The following is a 17,047-nucleotide window of genomic DNA, read 5'->3' on the forward strand; positions in this document are numbered from 1 at the left end:
CTTCCTTTTGTTTTATGTTTGTGATGGCAATGGATAGCCGAAATGCTCATAAGCCAGTGTAGTCGCTAAGCGTCCTCTTGGTGTTCGCTGAATGAAACCAATCTGCATTAAATAGGGCTCATAAACATCTTCAATTGTCATTGATTCTTCCCCAATACTTGCTGCAATCGTATCTAAACCAACAGGACCGCCTCGGAAACGTTCAATCATCGTAGATATTAATTTGTGATCGATATGATCTAAACCTAACGGATCGACTTGTAACAACTCTAGTGCAGCTTGTGCCATTTCTAGTGTAATATCCCCGTCTCCAATAACCTGTGCATAATCTCTAACTCTTTTTAGTAATCGGTTTGCGACACGTGGTGTACCACGAGACCGTCGAGCAATTTCTCTTGCTGCTATTTTATCAATGTTCACATCAAAAAGCACAGCACTTCTACAAACAATTTCTGTTAATGAAAGCTCGTCATAATATTCCAGTCGTAACAACACGCCGAAGCGATCTCGAAGGGGAGCTGATAGTGCCCCTGCTCTTGTAGTTGCTCCTACTAATGTAAAAGGAGGTAAGTCAAGTCGAACAGAGCGCGCTGCAGGACCTTTCCCCACGACAATATCTAAACAAAAGTCTTCCATTGCGGGGTACAGTACTTCCTCAATCGCTCGGGGTAGACGATGAATTTCATCGATAAATAGGACATCCCCTGGTTCTAAAGAACTGACGATTGCAGCCAAATCTCCTGGACGCTCTATAGCTGGTCCGCTCGTCATGCGAATTTGAACATTCATCTCATTAGCAATCACAGCTGCTAAAGTCGTTTTACCGAGCCCTGGAGGTCCGTATAAAAGCACATGATCCAGACTTTCTTCCCGCATTCTCGCTGCTTCGATAAATATCTTCAAATTGTCTTTTACTTTTTGCTGACCAATATACTGAACCAAATTTTGAGGTCTTAGTGACTGTTCAAATTGTTCATCAAAATTAGATACTTCACTCGATACAACGCGCTCGTCCATAACTATTCCTCCTTTCTTTTATTTTTGTTTTAATAATAGTTGTAAGGCTTTCTTCATATATGCTTCAGTTGATGAAAGTTGATAATCTTCATCAAGTTGTGGTCGAATTTTCGTTAACTCACGCTCCGAATATCCTAAAGCCGTTAACGCTAGTAATGCTTCCTCTAATTCATGCTTATTCGGATTTACTCCGAAAAGTGGCAATTCATCTTCTCCACTTGGTAACTCAACATTTTCAAGTAATGCATCTAGTTTCCCTTTTAAATCTAGAATCATTTGGCGAGCAGTTTTCTTTCCGACACCTGGGAACTTTACAAGGAAAACTTCATCTTCTTGTTCAATTGCTTGAATAACTTGAGATGGGTTGCCACTTGCTAAAATGGCCATTGCTCCTTTAGGCCCAATACCTGATACTTGTATCAGTTTACGGAATAGTTCACGTTGCTCTAATGATTTAAAAGCAAATAATAGATTTGCATCTTCTCTTACGTGATGATGCGTATAGACTTGCAGTGATTCCTTTTGAACATGAAACGCAAACGGATTTGGCGTATATAATTGCCAGCCAATTCCTTGCTGTTCCATGACAATGTATTCTGGAGTAACTCTTGTTACTTGTCCAATTATGTAGTCATACATGGCAATTCCCCTTATATTCAACGCTATGATTATAGCATATTATTTGTTACATTAGGATGTCAGACCTTTGTCCAAATGGCAGTAGAAAAAGATAGATCGCCTAAACGACCTATCTGAAGCTTTATTTGTCATTTTCTTTTCTCAAAAAAGACAAACACCTATTCTATTTCACACTTCCACTATCATACCATAATTTTGGCCAAGATGAGAGCGCCACCTTTGTAAATGCCACAAGTTCTTCGACGAAAGCCGCTTTGCGCTGTGTAGCAATGACATCCACATACAGCCATTCTCTTAACAGCTCATTAGGATAACGAATCGCCAGTAAGTGCTCTTTCGGAAATCCCTGCAAAAGTGGCTGCTCCTCTAAAAGTTTAGGCAAATTATAATCGACATGAGGAAGTACACGATGCATCCACATGATGATTTCATCTTCAGCATGACCAACTGCTGCTAAATCAAAATCAATCAAATACACCTTGCCTTTCTCCGTCATTAGAAAATTATGATGCACAACATCTCCATGCAGAATTGTTGGTTTTTTATTTTTTACTAGTGGCATACTTTTTAACGCTTGTTCCGCATATATAATAAGCTGATCCACAGCCGATTCGCCCAAAAACTGGGCTATTTGTTCTTTTTTAGCTTTGAATTTTGACAAACGATCCTGCCATTTCAACTGTAAATCATATTGTGGCAAAAACACCCCGAACTCAGACCAATTAATGTCACTATTTGTTGCATGTAATTTATATAATAAATCTAACGTTTTTGTACGTTCTTCTATACGATTAAATTTTACTGCTCGCACATTAGATGCCCAAGGTTGCACAATAGCAGTAGGATCATCACTTGAAATAACTGGCAAAACATTCGGGAATTTAGCCTTTTTTAATTGTTGATGAACAATACGAACCTTGTCAGCCGTCCCTTTATTCGCGTAGCGTTTAATCGAATAATTATGCCCATTAATAGTCCATTGCCAAACGTTTGGCTTAACCCTCCTGAAAATACCGCTTTGATTCACATCAATTATAATCTACAGAAGTTCTTGGCTGCGGGTACGGTTGTGGTTGCTGACAACTGCATGAAGAAGGATTCCAATTTGGCATTGGCATTGGCATCGGCATTGGATAGAATTGCATTGGCATACTTGGCATACTAGGCATCATCATTTCAGGTTGCTGCCATTGCTGTCCTTGAACAGGCCACTGCGGTTGCATCGGTTGTTGCCACTGTGGCTGCATTGGTTGCTGCCATTCAGGTTGCATTGGTTGTTGCCATTGCGGCTCCATTGGTGGTAGAGGACCATGATGATGTCCGATAAATGGAGACTCGTCAAACCCACAATCTCTAGTTGATTCAGGCATTTGCCATCCTGTTGGTGGACTTGGTTGCATCCCCATCGGTGGACCTGGTTGCATCCCCATTGGTGGACTTGGTTGCATCCCCATTGGTGGACTTGGTTGCATCCCCATTGGTGGACCTGGCTGCATCCCCATTGGTGGACCTGGCTGCATTCCCATCGGTGGACCTGGCTGCATTCCCATCGGTGGCCATGGCTGTTGATTTTGCCAATTTGGCATTGGCATCGGCATCGGCATCGGCATTGGCATTTGTACTGCACCTCCCCACGGTGGCATTTCTGATGGCGGACATGGTTGCATCCCCATTGTTGGCCATGACGGCATTTCTGGTGGACATGGTTGCATTCCCATTGACGGCATCTCTGGTGGACATGGTTGCATTACCATTGGCGGAATTGGCAGTGGTGCACTTGGTGGCAATTCCCCTGATGGGCTTGTTTGTATAGGTTGTGTTGGTTTATTTTCCCGTAACGGTTGAATAATTATTTCCTCTTCATGTTGTTCAACAAACTCTATACGTGTTTTGACTGGACGCTGTTGTACATGTGGATGCATATGTGGAATTGGTACTGGCTCCACAATAGGTGCTTCTTTCACATGATGAATTGGTGCTTCTTTCACATGATGAATTGGTGCCTCTTTCACATGATGAGTTGGCGCCTCTTTCACATGATGAGTTGGTGCCTCTTTCACATGATGAGTTGGTGCCTCTTTCACATGATGAGTTGGTGCCTCTTTCACATGATGAGTCGGCGCCTCTTTCACATGATGAGTTGGTGCCTCTTTCACATGATGGGTTGGTGCATGGTGCGTTGGCGCATGGTGCGTTGGCGCATGATGCGTTGGCGCCTCTTTCACCGGTTGATGATGGATCGGCGCTTCTTTTACTGGCTGATGTATTGGTGCTTCTTTTACTGGGTGCTCCTTATGTGATTGATTCGGCGCTTCTTTCTTTGGTACAGCAGGCAAGAAAATTTCCATACCCGGTACGATATAATCCGGATTCGCCAAATGAGCATTTAAGCGTTTCAAATCTTCAAAAGAAATGCCATACTGTCTTGCGATTTTCCATAGAGTATCGCCTTTTTGGACCGTATGAGTGCGCATTTTTTTCCTCCTTCCGTCTTCGTATCATATGAAAAGCTTTCACAATTGGTCACCCGATTTTATATTTCAGTGAGTGCCTTTCATGTTACACTATGAGTTGAGAAGGGCAATTTATGCTTGTATTCGAGGTGATTTAGATGAAAAAATTATTAGGAGAAGAACGAAGATCAATGCTTTTGGACATGCTTAAGCAAGAAGGACAACCAATTACAGGTACTGAACTTGCTAAGCGCACCAGTGTTTCGAGACAAGTAATTGTCAGTGATATGGCCTTATTAAAAGCACGTAATGTACCGATTATGGCAACAAGCCAAGGATATGTACTATTTACTTCTAATGAAGATACAACCCGTTGTGAACGCCAGATTGCATGTCGTCATACATCTGCCGATACAGAAGAAGAATTAAATATATTTGTCGATGCCGGAGTCACAGTGAAAAACGTTACTGTAGAACATGCCGTATATGGAGAGATTACTGCTTCCATCATGGTCTCTAGTCGTCATGACGTTCAACAATTTATGCAAAAGCTAGCCGATACAAAATCAAATCTTCTATTGGAGTTAACAGAAGGAGTTCATGTCCATCTTATTTCTGCTTCCTCCGAAGAAAAAATAGATTTTGCCATACAACAATTACAATCGAAAGGCTTTTTAATTACGACAAATTAAATTTCAGCATACAAAAAACTCTTAGCAAAAATGCTAAGAGTTTTTTTGTATGTGTTTTTCAGTCATGACCATTTTTGTATGTATAATAAGTGCCAAGTGATTTTACTGAGCATCCTAATGCAGATAGCTCATCCATCGCACCTTTCATCATTGGTGCATTTTCATCTTCTAGTACGTCAACGATAAAGAAATAGTCGCCTAAACCTGTTTTTAACGGTCTTGACTCTATTTTACTTAAGTTGATTTGACGCCATGCAAATACGGATAGTACTTGATGTAATGCTCCTGAACGGTCATTAGGTAATGTAATCATTACCGTTGTTTTTATTTGTTCATCACGATGTTCCCTTTCAATCCGTTGATTGGTTCTAGATAGAACGAAAAAGCGTGTATGATTAAAATGAAAATCATGAATATTATCTTGGACAATGTTTAAGCCATAAGTTTCTGCAGCTGAACTGTTACCAATTGCAGCAATACATTGATCGGGGTTTTCAGCTATATACTGTGCTGCCGCTGCCGTCGATGTCGTTGGATTTAACGGAGTCCCTCTAAATCTGTAGTACAAATATTTATGACATTGAGCAAGTGCATGAGGGTGTGAATATATACCCTCAATGCCTTCCCAATGATCAGCATATTTTGGATTTACCATTAAATGTTGTGCGATTGGAGATAATACTTCTCCAACTACATATAAATCCGCTTCATGGTATAAATAGTCAATCGTTAACGGTACAGATCCCTCAAGCGCATTTTCTACAGGTACTACTGCTAAATCCACTTGACTGGATGCGACCGCTTCAATGCACTCTGGAATTGTTTTGTAAGGAATAAGCCATTCGTTTGGAAATAACTCTTGCGTAGCTAAATACGTAAACGTGCCTGCTGGGCCTAAATAAGCCACTCTATTTTCCCACTCTTTTGATGTCAATTCAAAAAAGCCCCCTTATAATGCTCCTGAACTAATTACCTCTGCTGACTCTACAAAATCTAATTTTTTTAGTTGCTGTATTAAATCATCTAACTCTATATCCATTGCTGTCACATCTAACGATAATGTCACGTTCGCTCTTCCTTGTATCGGAATCGTTTGATGAATAGTTAAGATATTACAATGTGTATCTGTGACAGTCGATAATAGACGTGCTAGTGTCCCTTTACGGTCTTCTAACTGTAAAAAAACAGTTAAAATACGTTCTTGAACGATAGAGTGGAAGGGGAAAACAGCATCTCGGTATTTATAAAATGCACTACGAGATAAATCTACCTGCTTAACAGCATCCCATATTGATGAAACGGCACCTGTTTGTAATAAATACTTCGCATCAAGTGTCTTTTGCATGGCATCTGTTAGAACATCTTCGCGTACTAAATAATAGCGTTGATCTGCTACATTTTTCATCTCTTTCCCCCCTAAATACTTACTCTATAAATTCAAATTCGAATTCAAGTAAACGAACAATATCGCCGTTTTCAGCGCCACGTTCTCTTAATGCTTCGTCAACGCCCATACCGCGTAATTGACGAGCAAAGCGTCGAATTGAATCTTCACGACTAAAGTCAGTCATTTTGAATAATCTTTCGATAGAAGAGCCACTTAATACGTAAGAACCATCATCATCACGTGAAATTTCGAAGTCTGGACCTTGTGATTCATGTTTGTATAAAACAGTTGCATCCGTTTCTTCTTCTTCCACATCGTTCAATGCAAATTCAGGTGTTACTTCTAATAAGTCTGCTACAGCGAATAGTAATTCTTTCAATCCTTTACGTGAAACAGCAGAAATCGGGAAAATTCTCGCATCTTCTCCAACTTTTTCACGGAACGCTTGTAAGTTTTCTTCCGCATCAGGCATGTCCATTTTATTGGCAACAATAATTTGTGGACGCTCTGTTAAACGTAGATTATATTGTTCTAATTCTTTGTTAATCGTTAAGTAGTCATCGTAAGGATCGCGACCTTCCATACCAGACATATCAATCACATGCACGATTACGCGCGTACGTTCAATATGACGTAGGAATTGATGTCCTAATCCCACACCTTGGTGAGCTCCTTCGATTAATCCTGGTAAATCTGCCATAGCGAAACTACGGCCGTCCTCTGTTTCAACCATACCTAAGTTCGGCACAATTGTTGTGAAATGATACGCACCGATTTTCGGTTTTGCTGCAGTAACAACTGACAGTAATGTTGATTTACCTACACTTGGGAAACCGACTAAACCTACATCAGCTAATACCTTTAACTCTAATATAACATTAAGTTCTTGTCCTGGCTCGCCTTTTTCAGAAAGTTCTGGCGCTGGATTTGACGGTGTAGCAAATCGAGAGTTTCCTCGTCCTCCACGTCCTCCACGAGCGATAACGGCTGTTTGACCATGTTCTACTAAATCAGCAATAACTCTACCATCTTCTTCAGAAGTTACGATTGTACCAGGTGGCACTTTTACATAATAATCTTCCGCATTTTTACCATGTTGGTTTTTACTCATACCATGATTACCGCGTTCTGCTTTAAAATTACGTTTATAACGGAAATCCATTAATGTACGTAGTCCTTCTTCAACGATAAAGATTAAGTCTCCACCGTTACCACCATCGCCACCTGCTGGGCCACCATTTGGTATAAATTTTTCGCGACGGAAAGCAACCATACCATCTCCGCCGTCTCCACCTTTAACAAACACTTTAACGTGATCTACAAACATTTAAATACCCTCCTTACTTGCTTCTATGCAATAACACCAATCTTCATTTGTAAAATGATTATTTTTAATCATTATGGATTGATGCTCTATTTTTTCTTTGAATGGCTCAATTTCCCATGAGCCTTTTAAATGAAATGAAATTTCTAATTGTTCTTGCGTTGAGTTGATGTGAAGTGATAGATTTTGCTCTATATATGGGTTTAATGAAGAATATACATAGGAGACAGTCCGCTCTAAATGATCTTTGATCGGTCCATCTAATGCTATATCCACCTCAGAATCAACGTTACTTTGAATAGTTACTTGATAGGACGGATAACGCCATTTCAATGTGTGGAACCATTCAATCGTTTTTGGTAATCCTAATTGATTAATATTGAAAAAGTTACGACATTGTTCGGCCACTCTAGAAATTACTTCTTTCGACTCCTCTACACGTCCCATGTCCAAATTAATCTTTATTAGTTGAAGCTGATTTAAAAAATCATGGTGTGCAAAGCGTAGCACTTCATTTACGGTGAGAGGCTTTTCAGTCATTGTACACACTCCTCCAATAAGATGTTCAGTCTTCAGTATACCAATTTTTCATCGGTTTTTCTCGCATTAGAAAAACAAGGCTTCCGCTAACTTGAGCGAAAGCCGATTTAGAACAGGAACTGGTTACTAAAAACATACTTTTTACCAGTGAATAATAAAAGTGCAATCGTGCCCGTTCACCTCTTACAATCGTTGGAAAGCTCGAAATGAAAGTGTCTTGCTTTCTTTCACTCGGAGATTTGAAACGACCTCAAAGGTGGCGTGAATGCCTGGACATGATTAAAAGTTATATACTTGCTTATTCATTTAAAAAAGGACTGCAATAAATGCAGTCCTTAGCTTTTGAAATTAAGCTTCTTGAGCGACAGGGTATACACTTACTTTTTTCTTGTCGCGACCGTAGCGTTCAAATTTAACTACGCCGTCAACTTTTGCGAAAAGTGTATCGTCTCCACCGCGGCCAACGTTTTCACCTGGATAAATTTTAGTACCGCGTTGACGGTAAAGAATTGATCCACCAGAAACGAATTGACCATCAGCACGTTTAGCTCCAAGGCGTTTTGACTCAGAGTCACGACCGTTCTTAGTAGAACCTACCCCTTTTTTCGAAGCGAAAAACTGAAGATCTAAAGTTAATAACATCATCTGTTCCACCTCCTACATTTGGGAATATGATATCTTAATATATTGTCCGTAACTTTGCACAATTGTATACAACTGTGCAACCATTGTTTGAACAACTAATTGTAAGCGACTGTCTAATTCTTCATCTAAATCGGCTGGCAAAGTGACGTGGAGATATCCACCTTCACCCTCTTGCTGAATAGTAGGTTCAACATTTAATAGTTGGTATATAGCATTAACAGTGCCAAAAGCAATTGCTGATGCGCCTGCACACACTAAATCTTTCCCTGATTCATCAAAATCTGCGTGACCTTTCATTTCAAATGAAGATACATGTCTTTTTTCATCGTGATTAATCGTTACTTGGATCATTTAATCACCTCACTATTAAGCGTTGATAGCTTCAACTACTAATTTAGTATAAGGTTGACGGTGACCTTGTTTACGACGGTAGTTTTTCTTAGCTTTAAGTTTGAAAACAACGATTTTCTTTTGACGACCGTGTTTTTCAACTTTAGCTGTTACAGTAGCGCCTTCCACGAATGGAGCACCAACTTTAACCGCTTCGCCACCTACGAATAAAACTTTGTCAAAAGTAACCACTTCACCATCTTCTGCGTTTAATTTCTCAACGTAGATTTCTTGGCCAGCTTCAACTTTGATTTGTTTACCACCAGTTTCGATAATTGCGTACATATCTGCACCTCCTCTTATAACTCAGACTCGCCCTCAATCAGGTGATCCCGAAAGATACTTAAAACCTTTTCAGCGCGGTTGTAGTAGCACGGGTGCTACAAACAATAACATTAAAATACTACCACATAGAAACTATTACGTCAATATATTCAACGCATACTTTTCAAATGCTTTAGTATATTTACGATATCTCCATTCTTTTATATTTTGAAATAATATAAATATAAATAAAAAGAGCAGAAATACGGACTTTGGTAATAATAAAATACAGCACAGTAAGACCGCTAAACATGTAATAATTGAATACTTTAAAAAAAACTCATGTATTTCATATAAAGGTTGTTTTCCGCTTAATAAGATTTCGATTAGACGACCACCGTCTAAAGGCCAAATTGGCAATAGGTTAATAAGTAAAATGAAGAATTGTATGTATACCAGCGGTTCTTGTATCGCCCCTGGCATGAATAGAGCTAAAATCAAGAGAAAAAAAGTAGCAATCGGTCCAGCAGCCGCAACTACTAACCTATGCTTTTTACGAATCAACTGTGTTTTCGCTAGTCTTATTTCCCCTCCATAAGGCATAATCGTGCAGTCTTTAATGATGAGCTTATATTTGCTAGCAGCTATTAAATGTCCGCATTCATGCCAAAGCAACGAGCCGAGAATCATAGCATAGTGGGCTACATTACCTGATAACAACAATATAATTATTATCGGTATCATCGTGGGATGTATGCGGAATTTTAGTACTTTTATTTTCCCCCTCACTTCAACCACTCTTTTATCGCAGTTGAATCAAGCATAGTCCCCTTATTCTCAACTTGTAAATAAAGACGCCCCGACGTTAAATTTGAAATTGTTTCTCCCTCCTTAACTGAGGTATATGGTAATATTGTCAATTCATCTAAAAAACCATACGTAACATTTTCTCCATTTTCATAAATGACCGTCATCGTCTTTCCAAGCGATTGCGTATGGCCTGTGAAAATAACAAGTCCGTCTTGTTTAGCACGGATACTAATATTCTCTTTATAAGACAGTAAAGTACCGTTCGAGAACGGCTGTAAAGTGGAAAATGTAGCTAGCTCTCCCTCATATAAAGGAGCTGTTACAGTAATAGAATCATCTTGTTTACCATCCGGATTAAGTAAACCCTTTGTCCAATTTCGTAACACCACGAAATCTTCACCAGTACTCGTAATTTGCTTAACATTTGTCTGCATCGTGCCATTTTTTTCAAGTGCCGAAATCATGACAACACTTAATGTAATGAGGAATGCCAAAATCCACTTCAATTTATTCTTCAAACTCTTCACCTCATAGTATTCTTTATTGCAATATATGAGTAGAGTAGGTACTTCATTCATTTACACGCTATATATAAACTTTATTTGGAGAGAGAAATAAATTATGTAAATAAATTAAGTTAAGTTATAAAAAATCTTTTGTACTATAACTGAAATTCAAGCTCTACTTCCATATTCCCCTAAAATAAAAAGACTACTCTACACATTTTAAATGTGGAGTAGTCTAACTAATCGAGAACAATATTTTTCGGATTTAGAGATTGTCCAGTATGGGCGAGAACCCATATAACTTATTTAGAAAATAGTGATTTGAGTTTAGCGAATACACCTTTACTCTCACCTTCTAAAGTCATAAGTGGAACTGATTCACCAAGGATTCGTCGTACGATGTTGCGATATGCTAAAGCCGCTTGTGTAGTCGGCTCCATCACAATCGGCTCACCTTTATTGGATGAGCTAATCACATTCTCATCATCTGGAATAATTCCTACCAAATCAATTGATAAGTGTGTAGTAATTTCGTTCACATCTAATGTATCGCCGCGATTCATTAAATGTGGACGAATCCGATTAATAATTAATTTAGGCGGTTCTATTTCTTCTTGTTCTAACAGACCAATAATACGATCTGCATCACGCACTGCTGAAATTTCAGGTGTTGTGACAACTATTGCTTTATCTGCACCAGCAACAGCGTTTTTATAACCTTGTTCAATTCCAGCCGGACAATCAATTAACACAAAATCATAGTCTCTTTTTAATTCACCAATTAACTGTTTCATTTGTTGTGGTGTTACGGCTGTCTTATCTGTTGTTTGAGCAGCGGGCAATAAAAATAGTAATTCATCAAAGCGTTTATCTTTTACAAGCGCTTGGTGAATTTTACATCGACCTTCAATAGCATCTACTAAATCGTAAATAATACGGTTTTCTAATCCAAGGATAACATCAAGGTTGCGTAAACCGATGTCTGTATCAACTAAGCATACTTTTTTTCCTTGAAGGGCCAATGCAGTTCCTAGATTTGCAGTAGTCGTTGTTTTACCAACGCCTCCCTTACCAGAAGTTATTACAATTGCTTCTCCCACATTAGCTTCCTCCTTTAAACGTTGACAGATTTGGTCTAAATAAACGCAAATCTTGCAAGCGGTCAATCGTAATATGACCATTTGAATGTATATACGCACATTCCATTTCAGGTGTTTCAGACAAAACGGCTAATTCATTTGTCATAAGTTCCATCAAGTCAGCAATCAGTAGATGGGTTGCTTCAAGCCAAGACGCTGCTATAACTGCTTCACGGTTACCTTTTGAACCTGCATGAGCAATTCCTTTTAAACGTCCTAAGACGAAAATACTACCGCCTGCTTCAACTTTAGCGTTAGGATTAACATCTCCAACAACTACTAAGTCACCTTCAGCACGAATCGTTTGTCCCGATCGTACGATACCAACATAAGTAGCTGACCTGCTTTCTACCACTCTACGATTACTTTCTTCAACAGAAATTACATCGCTCTTAATCTTTGAAACTTTTAAATGCTCGGATTGCTGAACAATATGCAAAATTTCTTTCAATTGTTCTTCATCACAATAACGATTTCCTAATTGAATCTGTACTTCAGCTTGACCTTCCATACCTTCTTCGGACACCTTACGCTTAAGTTCATCGATTAACTCTGAGTAAGCGCATTGATCGTCTAATCGAAGCACAAGTCCATCCTTCGTACCTTTAATATAGACTAGCTGCTTTGTCGACAAATGCGTCACCTCACGATTTTTTTATAAAATGGATTGATTTGCTTTTTGCAATACGCGCGCTTGTATTAAATATCTAAACGTCCAACCAAGCATGATGAGGAAAATTGAGTTCGCAATCATTGTTGGTATTAAACGCTGATTTAAAAATTCTGAAAATGGAATAGTCGTAAATGAAATTATTAAGAAAAATTGATGTAAGATAATCTCTAATAACGCGACTAATAGTAACGATAATGTTGTTGTTACAAATAAATGTTGATGGATATATTTTACTGTAGAACCTGCTATAAAACAAATAAATGGGTACAAAAATGAATATAATCCAATAATATCAATGTAGAAGATATCATACAAGAGTCCAAAAATTAATCCATATAGCATAGCTCGTTTTCGATTGTAGTAAATCGAAAGAAATATCAAATATAATATTAAAAATCTCGGCACTAAATAAACTAACTCACCATTCCACTCAATCGGTGAAAATAGGGCGAATTCAGTTTCCAAAAAGAACAAAACAACAGCGACTAGAGGAATTAGAAAACGTGCCATCATTCTCCATCCCCAGTCGTGTTAGTAGTAGTTTTATTTGTTTCGTCATTGTTTGTACTATTACCATCAGAACCATCAATATTAATAGATTCTCTTTTCGCAATAATAACATGATCAAGCATTGAAAAGTTAGCAGCTGGTTTCACATAAGCAAGTTTTGTTAAACCATAATCATCCGTAGTAACTTTTGTTACTTCCCCAATTAGAATACCTTTCGGGAAAATACCACCTAAACCAGATGTCATAACTTTATCGCCTTTTTTCACTTTCAAACTAGAGTCAATACGTTTTAGTATTAATTCGTTACGTTTCCCATCAAAACCTTCTATTAGGCCAAATACTTGTTTTTTATTTGCAACAACTGCTGATACACGATAATTAGGATTATTGGTAGTCAATAACTCTACTTCTGATGTATACGGTGTCGTTTGCACGATTTTACCAATTAAACCTTCAGATGTTCTTACTGCCATGTTGACTTTAATCCCATCCATCGTTCCTTGGTCCAAAATCAACTTTTCTTCCCATTGATCAGGATTTCGTGCAATAACAGTTGCTTGAATTGGATTGAATTTCTTCAAATCCTCTTTTTTGTCAATTATAGCTCGTAGCTTGTCATTTTCAATCTTCAAATCATTGACTTCGCCCTGCAGTACTGCAAATTCTTCCAAACGCGATTTTAATCTCTTGTTTTCATCATACGTGTTTAATAATGCATCGACATTATTAAAGATTCCTGTTATGTAGTGAGCCGGTTTGGACACTAGAGATTGTCCAAAACCGACTGTATCTTTAATAATTTGTTCAGGAAGCGAGGCGTTTTGACGATCGCGTAAGGAGAAGCTAATCAATGCCACGAGGAAAATTACGCCGACAAGCAGCAAAATTAATCGCTTATTCGAGAAAAACTGTGGCATTGCCTAAACCTCCTTAACCTTTCGTTTGTTGACGACGTACTAAATCGATATGATCTAACGCCATACCAGTACCAATTGCAACACAATCTAGCGGGTTTTCAGCAATAAATACTGGCATATTAGTTTCGCTACTGATAACTTTATCTAAGCTTTTCAGTAGCGCTCCACCACCAGTTAATACAATTCCACGTTCCATAACATCAGCAGAAAGCTCAGGAGGAGTTTGCTCTAATGTTTTCTTAACGCCATCGATAATAGCGGCGATTGATTCACGTAATGCTTCAGCAATTTCGATAGAAGAAATTTCAATTGTTTTTGGTAAACCAGTTACTAAATCACGACCACGGATCTCCATGCGCTCTTCAGGACCTTCAGTGCTAGCAGAACCAATTTCCATTTTAATAGATTCTGAAGTACGTTCACCAATTGTTAAATTATATGATTTACGAATATAAGCTGTAATGGCTTGATCCATTGCATCACCCGCAACACGTACAGATTCACTTGTCACGATACCACCTAATGAGATAACTGCAACTTCAGTAGTACCACCACCGATATCAACAACCATACTACCTGTTGGTTCCCAAACTGGTAAGTTAGCACCAATTGCTGCTGCAAATGGTTCTTCAATTGTGAAAGCATCTTTCGCTCCTGCTTGACGAGATGCATCTATAACAGCACGTTGTTCAACAGATGTAATACCATAAGGTACACAAATCATCACATTCGGCTTCTTCCAGTTACCACCTGAAGATTTCATAGCCTCACGTAAATAATATTGAATCATAGTAGTAGTAATATCAAAATCAGCTATAACGCCATCTTTCATTGGGCGGATTGCTACGATCGAACCTGGAGTACGTCCAATCATATTTTTTGCATCGTTACCTACTGCTACGATTTCACCTGTTTTTGTATTTTTCGCAACTACAGAAGGCTCTCTGAGTACGATCCCTTTTCCTTTAATAAATACCAATGTATTTGCTGTGCCGAGGTCAATCCCGACATCTTTCCCACCTAATCCAAACACTATTATGTTCTTCCTTTCTCTATAGCCATAACTTTCTTAGCTGTCATAAAATCATAAGTTTTATTATAACGGAAAGGAATGAAAAATTACAGTGTTACATGTACCCTTTCTCCTTTAAACTTATAAATTGGTGGTCCCCAATTATGACATGGTCTAAAAGCTCTATACCTATTATATAGCCGGCTTCCTGGATTCTTTTTGTAACTTCAATATCTTCTGGTGAAGGAGCGGGGTTGCCTGAGGGATGATTATGCGCACAAACAAGCGAAGCAGCAGAGCGTTTAACAGCTTCACGAAAAATTTCACGTGGGTGAACGATACTAGCATTTAAGCTACCAATGAAGATCGTTTGCTTATGAATAATTTGGTTTTTAACATTCAAAAACAACACTACGAAATGCTCTTGTAGTAAAGCAGTCATATCAGCCATTAAGTATGTAGCTGCATCTTGAGGAGACCGGATAGTATAGCGATCTTCTATTCGCTGTTGCGACATTCTTCTACCGAGTTCAATGGCAGCTAGTAGTTGAATCGCTTTTGCCTCTCCAATTCCTTTTACAGATGTGATTTCCTCAATGGCTGCATGCTTTAATTCGTGAAGCTGTTCGAAAGATGTTAAAACTCGATTTGCAATATGTAAAACAGATTCTTCCTTCGTTCCTGTCCGTAATAATATTGCGATAAGCTCCTGGTTCGATAAACTCTCTGCGCCTTGTCTCTTTAAGCGTTCCCTAGGACGGTCATCTTGATGCACATCACGGATCATCATTGGTTTAATAGTGTCAGTAGACATCGACTATCTCCCCTTCCTTTACAACGAGAATCTTTTTGCTAATTAGATGCTCTTGCAAAGCGTAAATTGGTAATCCAGCGACATTATCAAAATCTCCCTCAATAGATTCCGTTAAATTTGCCCCTAATCCTTGTATATTATAACCAATATCATGCTCAAAAGGTTCCCCGGTTTCAACATAATGTTCAATTATTTTTTGAGATAATTTTTTCATCGTTACTTTGGACTCAACTACAACCATTGTTACCTGTCCAAGATATCTAATTGCAATCGCTGTTGTTACAATATGTTGACGATTTGATAGTTTAGCTAAATAACGATAGGCAGCCTGTCTAGTAGTAGGGGGACTCATAATTTCACCATCGATACTAACGGTTCGTTTCGTCGAAATATATACCTTATTACGCTCTACCATAAATTGGCGCCACAAAGTCACAAAAGAACAGTAAACAGTAAAATCCAAAGGTGATGTAGTTGAAGGATAATCAATGGCTACATGATGATACTCAACCTCATAAGGTATTTTAATACGGGCAAAAATATCTTCAGCATTGCCTTTTGGGCTCACTAGAATAATAGTCGTTACTGGATTTAAAGTCATTTCAATTCCCTCCTTTTTTGACATCATAATCGAAATGACATTTTTTTCAAAAGTGTTAAAATCGAGATTTGATGGGTTTTAACACCTTAAAACCCAATCTTGAGACATTTGTTTTGTGCTGTATAGTGGCTAATTAGCTGTAATCTGATTACTTGAATATCGTCAGAAACCTTTGATACCGCTTCAATGTTTGAAGTCCAATTAGAAGGTGGATCAATCTTTTTCTTAGAGCCTTCAAAAGTAAACTTTGACACTTTTGATGCACTCAGTACTTTGGGCATTTCGACAAGTGCTGGACTTTCACATTTAGCACCGCTAAAACTAATCTTTTTTACGAACGAATCTTTATCTACTCTTTCTTTAATTTCCTTTTCCTTTGTTCCAACAGCAGACCATACAAAATATTGACCTCCAAATGAAACGATAGCACTCGTATATAGTTTTGGATTAGTACCTAAAAATTCCGTTGCGGATTGCTCACTTGAAAAAACACCATACTGTTGAGCATAAAAGGTATATGCTTTGTCATCAGCCTTAGCAGTTGTTGTCGTTTTTGTTGCAGTTTTCTTATCATTAGTAACTTGCTTATCTGCTTGTCCATCAAAAAAATGCAATGCAATGAAAAATAGAAATACTCCTGCCACACCAATAATCACACCATGCATCATAGACAAGAGCAGCATTTTTTTATTATTTCTGGATTCAAATTTCATG

General features: G+C 38.4%; 22 protein-coding genes and 1 other annotated feature. Of the genes, 1 reads left to right on the top strand and 21 read right to left on the bottom strand.

Annotated elements, in window-relative coordinates:
• Positions 1-12: 12 nt before the first annotated feature.
• The 4 genes from ruvB to AMD00_RS24140 all read right to left on the bottom strand — a co-directional run bounded on the left by ruvB (position 13) and on the right by AMD00_RS24140 (position 4,130).
• On the bottom strand, positions 13-1,017 hold the full coding sequence (gene ruvB, locus AMD00_RS07855) for a Holliday junction branch migration DNA helicase RuvB (protein WP_038187371.1): 1,005 nt from the start codon (positions 1,015-1,017) through the stop codon (positions 13-15).
• Positions 1,018-1,035: 18 nt separating this feature from the next.
• Positions 1,036-1,656, bottom strand: a complete 621-nt coding sequence (ruvA, locus tag AMD00_RS07860; protein WP_053416469.1) for a Holliday junction branch migration protein RuvA — start codon at positions 1,654-1,656, stop codon at positions 1,036-1,038.
• 163 nt (positions 1,657-1,819) lie between these two features.
• Positions 1,820-2,524 carry a phosphotransferase gene (locus AMD00_RS07865; RefSeq protein WP_169786331.1) on the bottom strand — a complete coding sequence of 235 codons (705 nt, stop codon included), beginning with the start codon at positions 2,522-2,524 and terminating at the stop codon, positions 1,820-1,822.
• 160 nt (positions 2,525-2,684) lie between these two features.
• Complete coding sequence (locus tag AMD00_RS24140; protein WP_053416471.1) at positions 2,685-4,130, bottom strand: LysM peptidoglycan-binding domain-containing protein; 1,446 nt, start codon at positions 4,128-4,130, stop codon at positions 2,685-2,687.
• Positions 4,131-4,267: 137 nt separating this feature from the next.
• Here AMD00_RS24140 and AMD00_RS07875 point away from each other — a divergent pair, with 137 nt between their 5' ends.
• Positions 4,268-4,801, top strand: a complete 534-nt coding sequence (locus AMD00_RS07875; protein ID WP_053416472.1) for a transcription repressor NadR — start codon at positions 4,268-4,270, stop codon at positions 4,799-4,801.
• A 58-nt stretch (positions 4,802-4,859) separates the two neighbouring features.
• Here the strand turns inward: AMD00_RS07875 and pheA are convergent, their stop codons facing one another.
• The 17 genes from pheA to AMD00_RS07960 all read right to left on the bottom strand — a co-directional run bounded on the left by pheA (position 4,860) and on the right by AMD00_RS07960 (position 17,046).
• Entirely contained in the window at positions 4,860-5,735 is an 876-nt protein-coding gene (gene pheA / locus AMD00_RS07880; RefSeq protein WP_053416473.1) for a prephenate dehydratase, read from the bottom strand.
• A gap of 15 nt (positions 5,736-5,750) precedes the next feature.
• Positions 5,751-6,206: an ACT domain-containing protein gene (locus tag AMD00_RS07885; RefSeq protein ID WP_053416474.1), complete on the bottom strand. Its 456-nt coding sequence runs from the start codon at positions 6,204-6,206 to the stop codon at positions 5,751-5,753.
• A gap of 19 nt (positions 6,207-6,225) precedes the next feature.
• Positions 6,226-7,515, bottom strand: coding sequence for a GTPase ObgE (gene obgE, locus AMD00_RS07890; protein ID WP_053416475.1), 1,290 nt, complete (start codon positions 7,513-7,515; stop codon positions 6,226-6,228).
• A complete protein-coding gene (locus tag AMD00_RS07895) occupies positions 7,516-8,052 on the bottom strand; it encodes a Spo0B domain-containing protein (protein WP_053416476.1) in 537 nt (178 codons plus the stop codon).
• Positions 8,053-8,400: 348 nt separating this feature from the next.
• The gene (rpmA, locus tag AMD00_RS07900; RefSeq protein ID WP_038188306.1) at positions 8,401-8,694 is read right to left on the bottom strand and encodes a 50S ribosomal protein L27; all 294 of its coding nucleotides are present in this window, start codon (positions 8,692-8,694) and stop codon (positions 8,401-8,403) included.
• A gap of 15 nt (positions 8,695-8,709) precedes the next feature.
• Positions 8,710-9,048, bottom strand: coding sequence for a ribosomal-processing cysteine protease Prp (locus AMD00_RS07905; protein ID WP_053416477.1), 339 nt, complete (start codon positions 9,046-9,048; stop codon positions 8,710-8,712).
• 15 nt (positions 9,049-9,063) lie between these two features.
• Positions 9,064-9,372 (bottom strand): 50S ribosomal protein L21, encoded by a 309-nt coding sequence (rplU, locus tag AMD00_RS07910; protein WP_038187403.1) that lies wholly within the window; start codon positions 9,370-9,372, stop codon positions 9,064-9,066.
• 13 nt (positions 9,373-9,385) lie between these two features.
• Positions 9,386-9,462, bottom strand: a sequence feature (ribosomal protein L21 leader region).
• Between the two features lie 45 nt (positions 9,463-9,507).
• Complete coding sequence (locus AMD00_RS07915) at positions 9,508-10,095, bottom strand: site-2 protease family protein (RefSeq protein WP_169786332.1); 588 nt, start codon at positions 10,093-10,095, stop codon at positions 9,508-9,510.
• 41 nt (positions 10,096-10,136) lie between these two features.
• Entirely contained in the window at positions 10,137-10,679 is a 543-nt protein-coding gene (locus tag AMD00_RS07920) for a peptidoglycan DD-metalloendopeptidase family protein (RefSeq protein ID WP_053416479.1), read from the bottom strand.
• A gap of 290 nt (positions 10,680-10,969) precedes the next feature.
• Entirely contained in the window at positions 10,970-11,767 is a 798-nt protein-coding gene (gene minD, locus AMD00_RS07925) for a septum site-determining protein MinD (RefSeq protein WP_038187406.1), read from the bottom strand.
• Between the two features lies 1 nt (position 11,768).
• Entirely contained in the window at positions 11,769-12,440 is a 672-nt protein-coding gene (minC, locus tag AMD00_RS07930) for a septum site-determining protein MinC (protein WP_053416480.1), read from the bottom strand.
• A 21-nt stretch (positions 12,441-12,461) separates the two neighbouring features.
• Positions 12,462-12,989, bottom strand: coding sequence for a rod shape-determining protein MreD (mreD, locus tag AMD00_RS07935; protein WP_083446192.1), 528 nt, complete (start codon positions 12,987-12,989; stop codon positions 12,462-12,464).
• Positions 12,989-13,906 (bottom strand): rod shape-determining protein MreC, encoded by a 918-nt coding sequence (gene mreC, locus AMD00_RS07940; RefSeq protein WP_053416482.1) that lies wholly within the window; start codon positions 13,904-13,906, stop codon positions 12,989-12,991. The genes mreD and mreC overlap by 1 nt, the downstream gene beginning before the upstream one ends.
• 13 nt (positions 13,907-13,919) lie before the next feature.
• A complete protein-coding gene (locus AMD00_RS07945) occupies positions 13,920-14,939 on the bottom strand; it encodes a rod shape-determining protein (RefSeq protein WP_053416483.1) in 1,020 nt (339 codons plus the stop codon).
• Positions 14,940-15,033: 94 nt separating this feature from the next.
• The gene (gene radC / locus AMD00_RS07950; protein ID WP_053416484.1) at positions 15,034-15,732 is read right to left on the bottom strand and encodes a RadC family protein; all 699 of its coding nucleotides are present in this window, start codon (positions 15,730-15,732) and stop codon (positions 15,034-15,036) included.
• Complete coding sequence (locus tag AMD00_RS07955; RefSeq protein ID WP_053416485.1) at positions 15,722-16,333, bottom strand: Maf family protein; 612 nt, start codon at positions 16,331-16,333, stop codon at positions 15,722-15,724. Before AMD00_RS07955 ends, radC begins: the two co-directional genes overlap by 11 nt.
• Before the next feature lie 86 nt (positions 16,334-16,419).
• Positions 16,420-17,046, bottom strand: coding sequence for a hypothetical protein (locus AMD00_RS07960; protein ID WP_053416486.1), 627 nt, complete (start codon positions 17,044-17,046; stop codon positions 16,420-16,422).
• Position 17,047 lies beyond the last annotated feature (1 nt).

This window comes from Viridibacillus arvi (genome assembly GCF_001274945.1).
Lineage (GTDB): Bacteria > Bacillota > Bacilli > Bacillales_A > Planococcaceae > Viridibacillus > Viridibacillus arvi.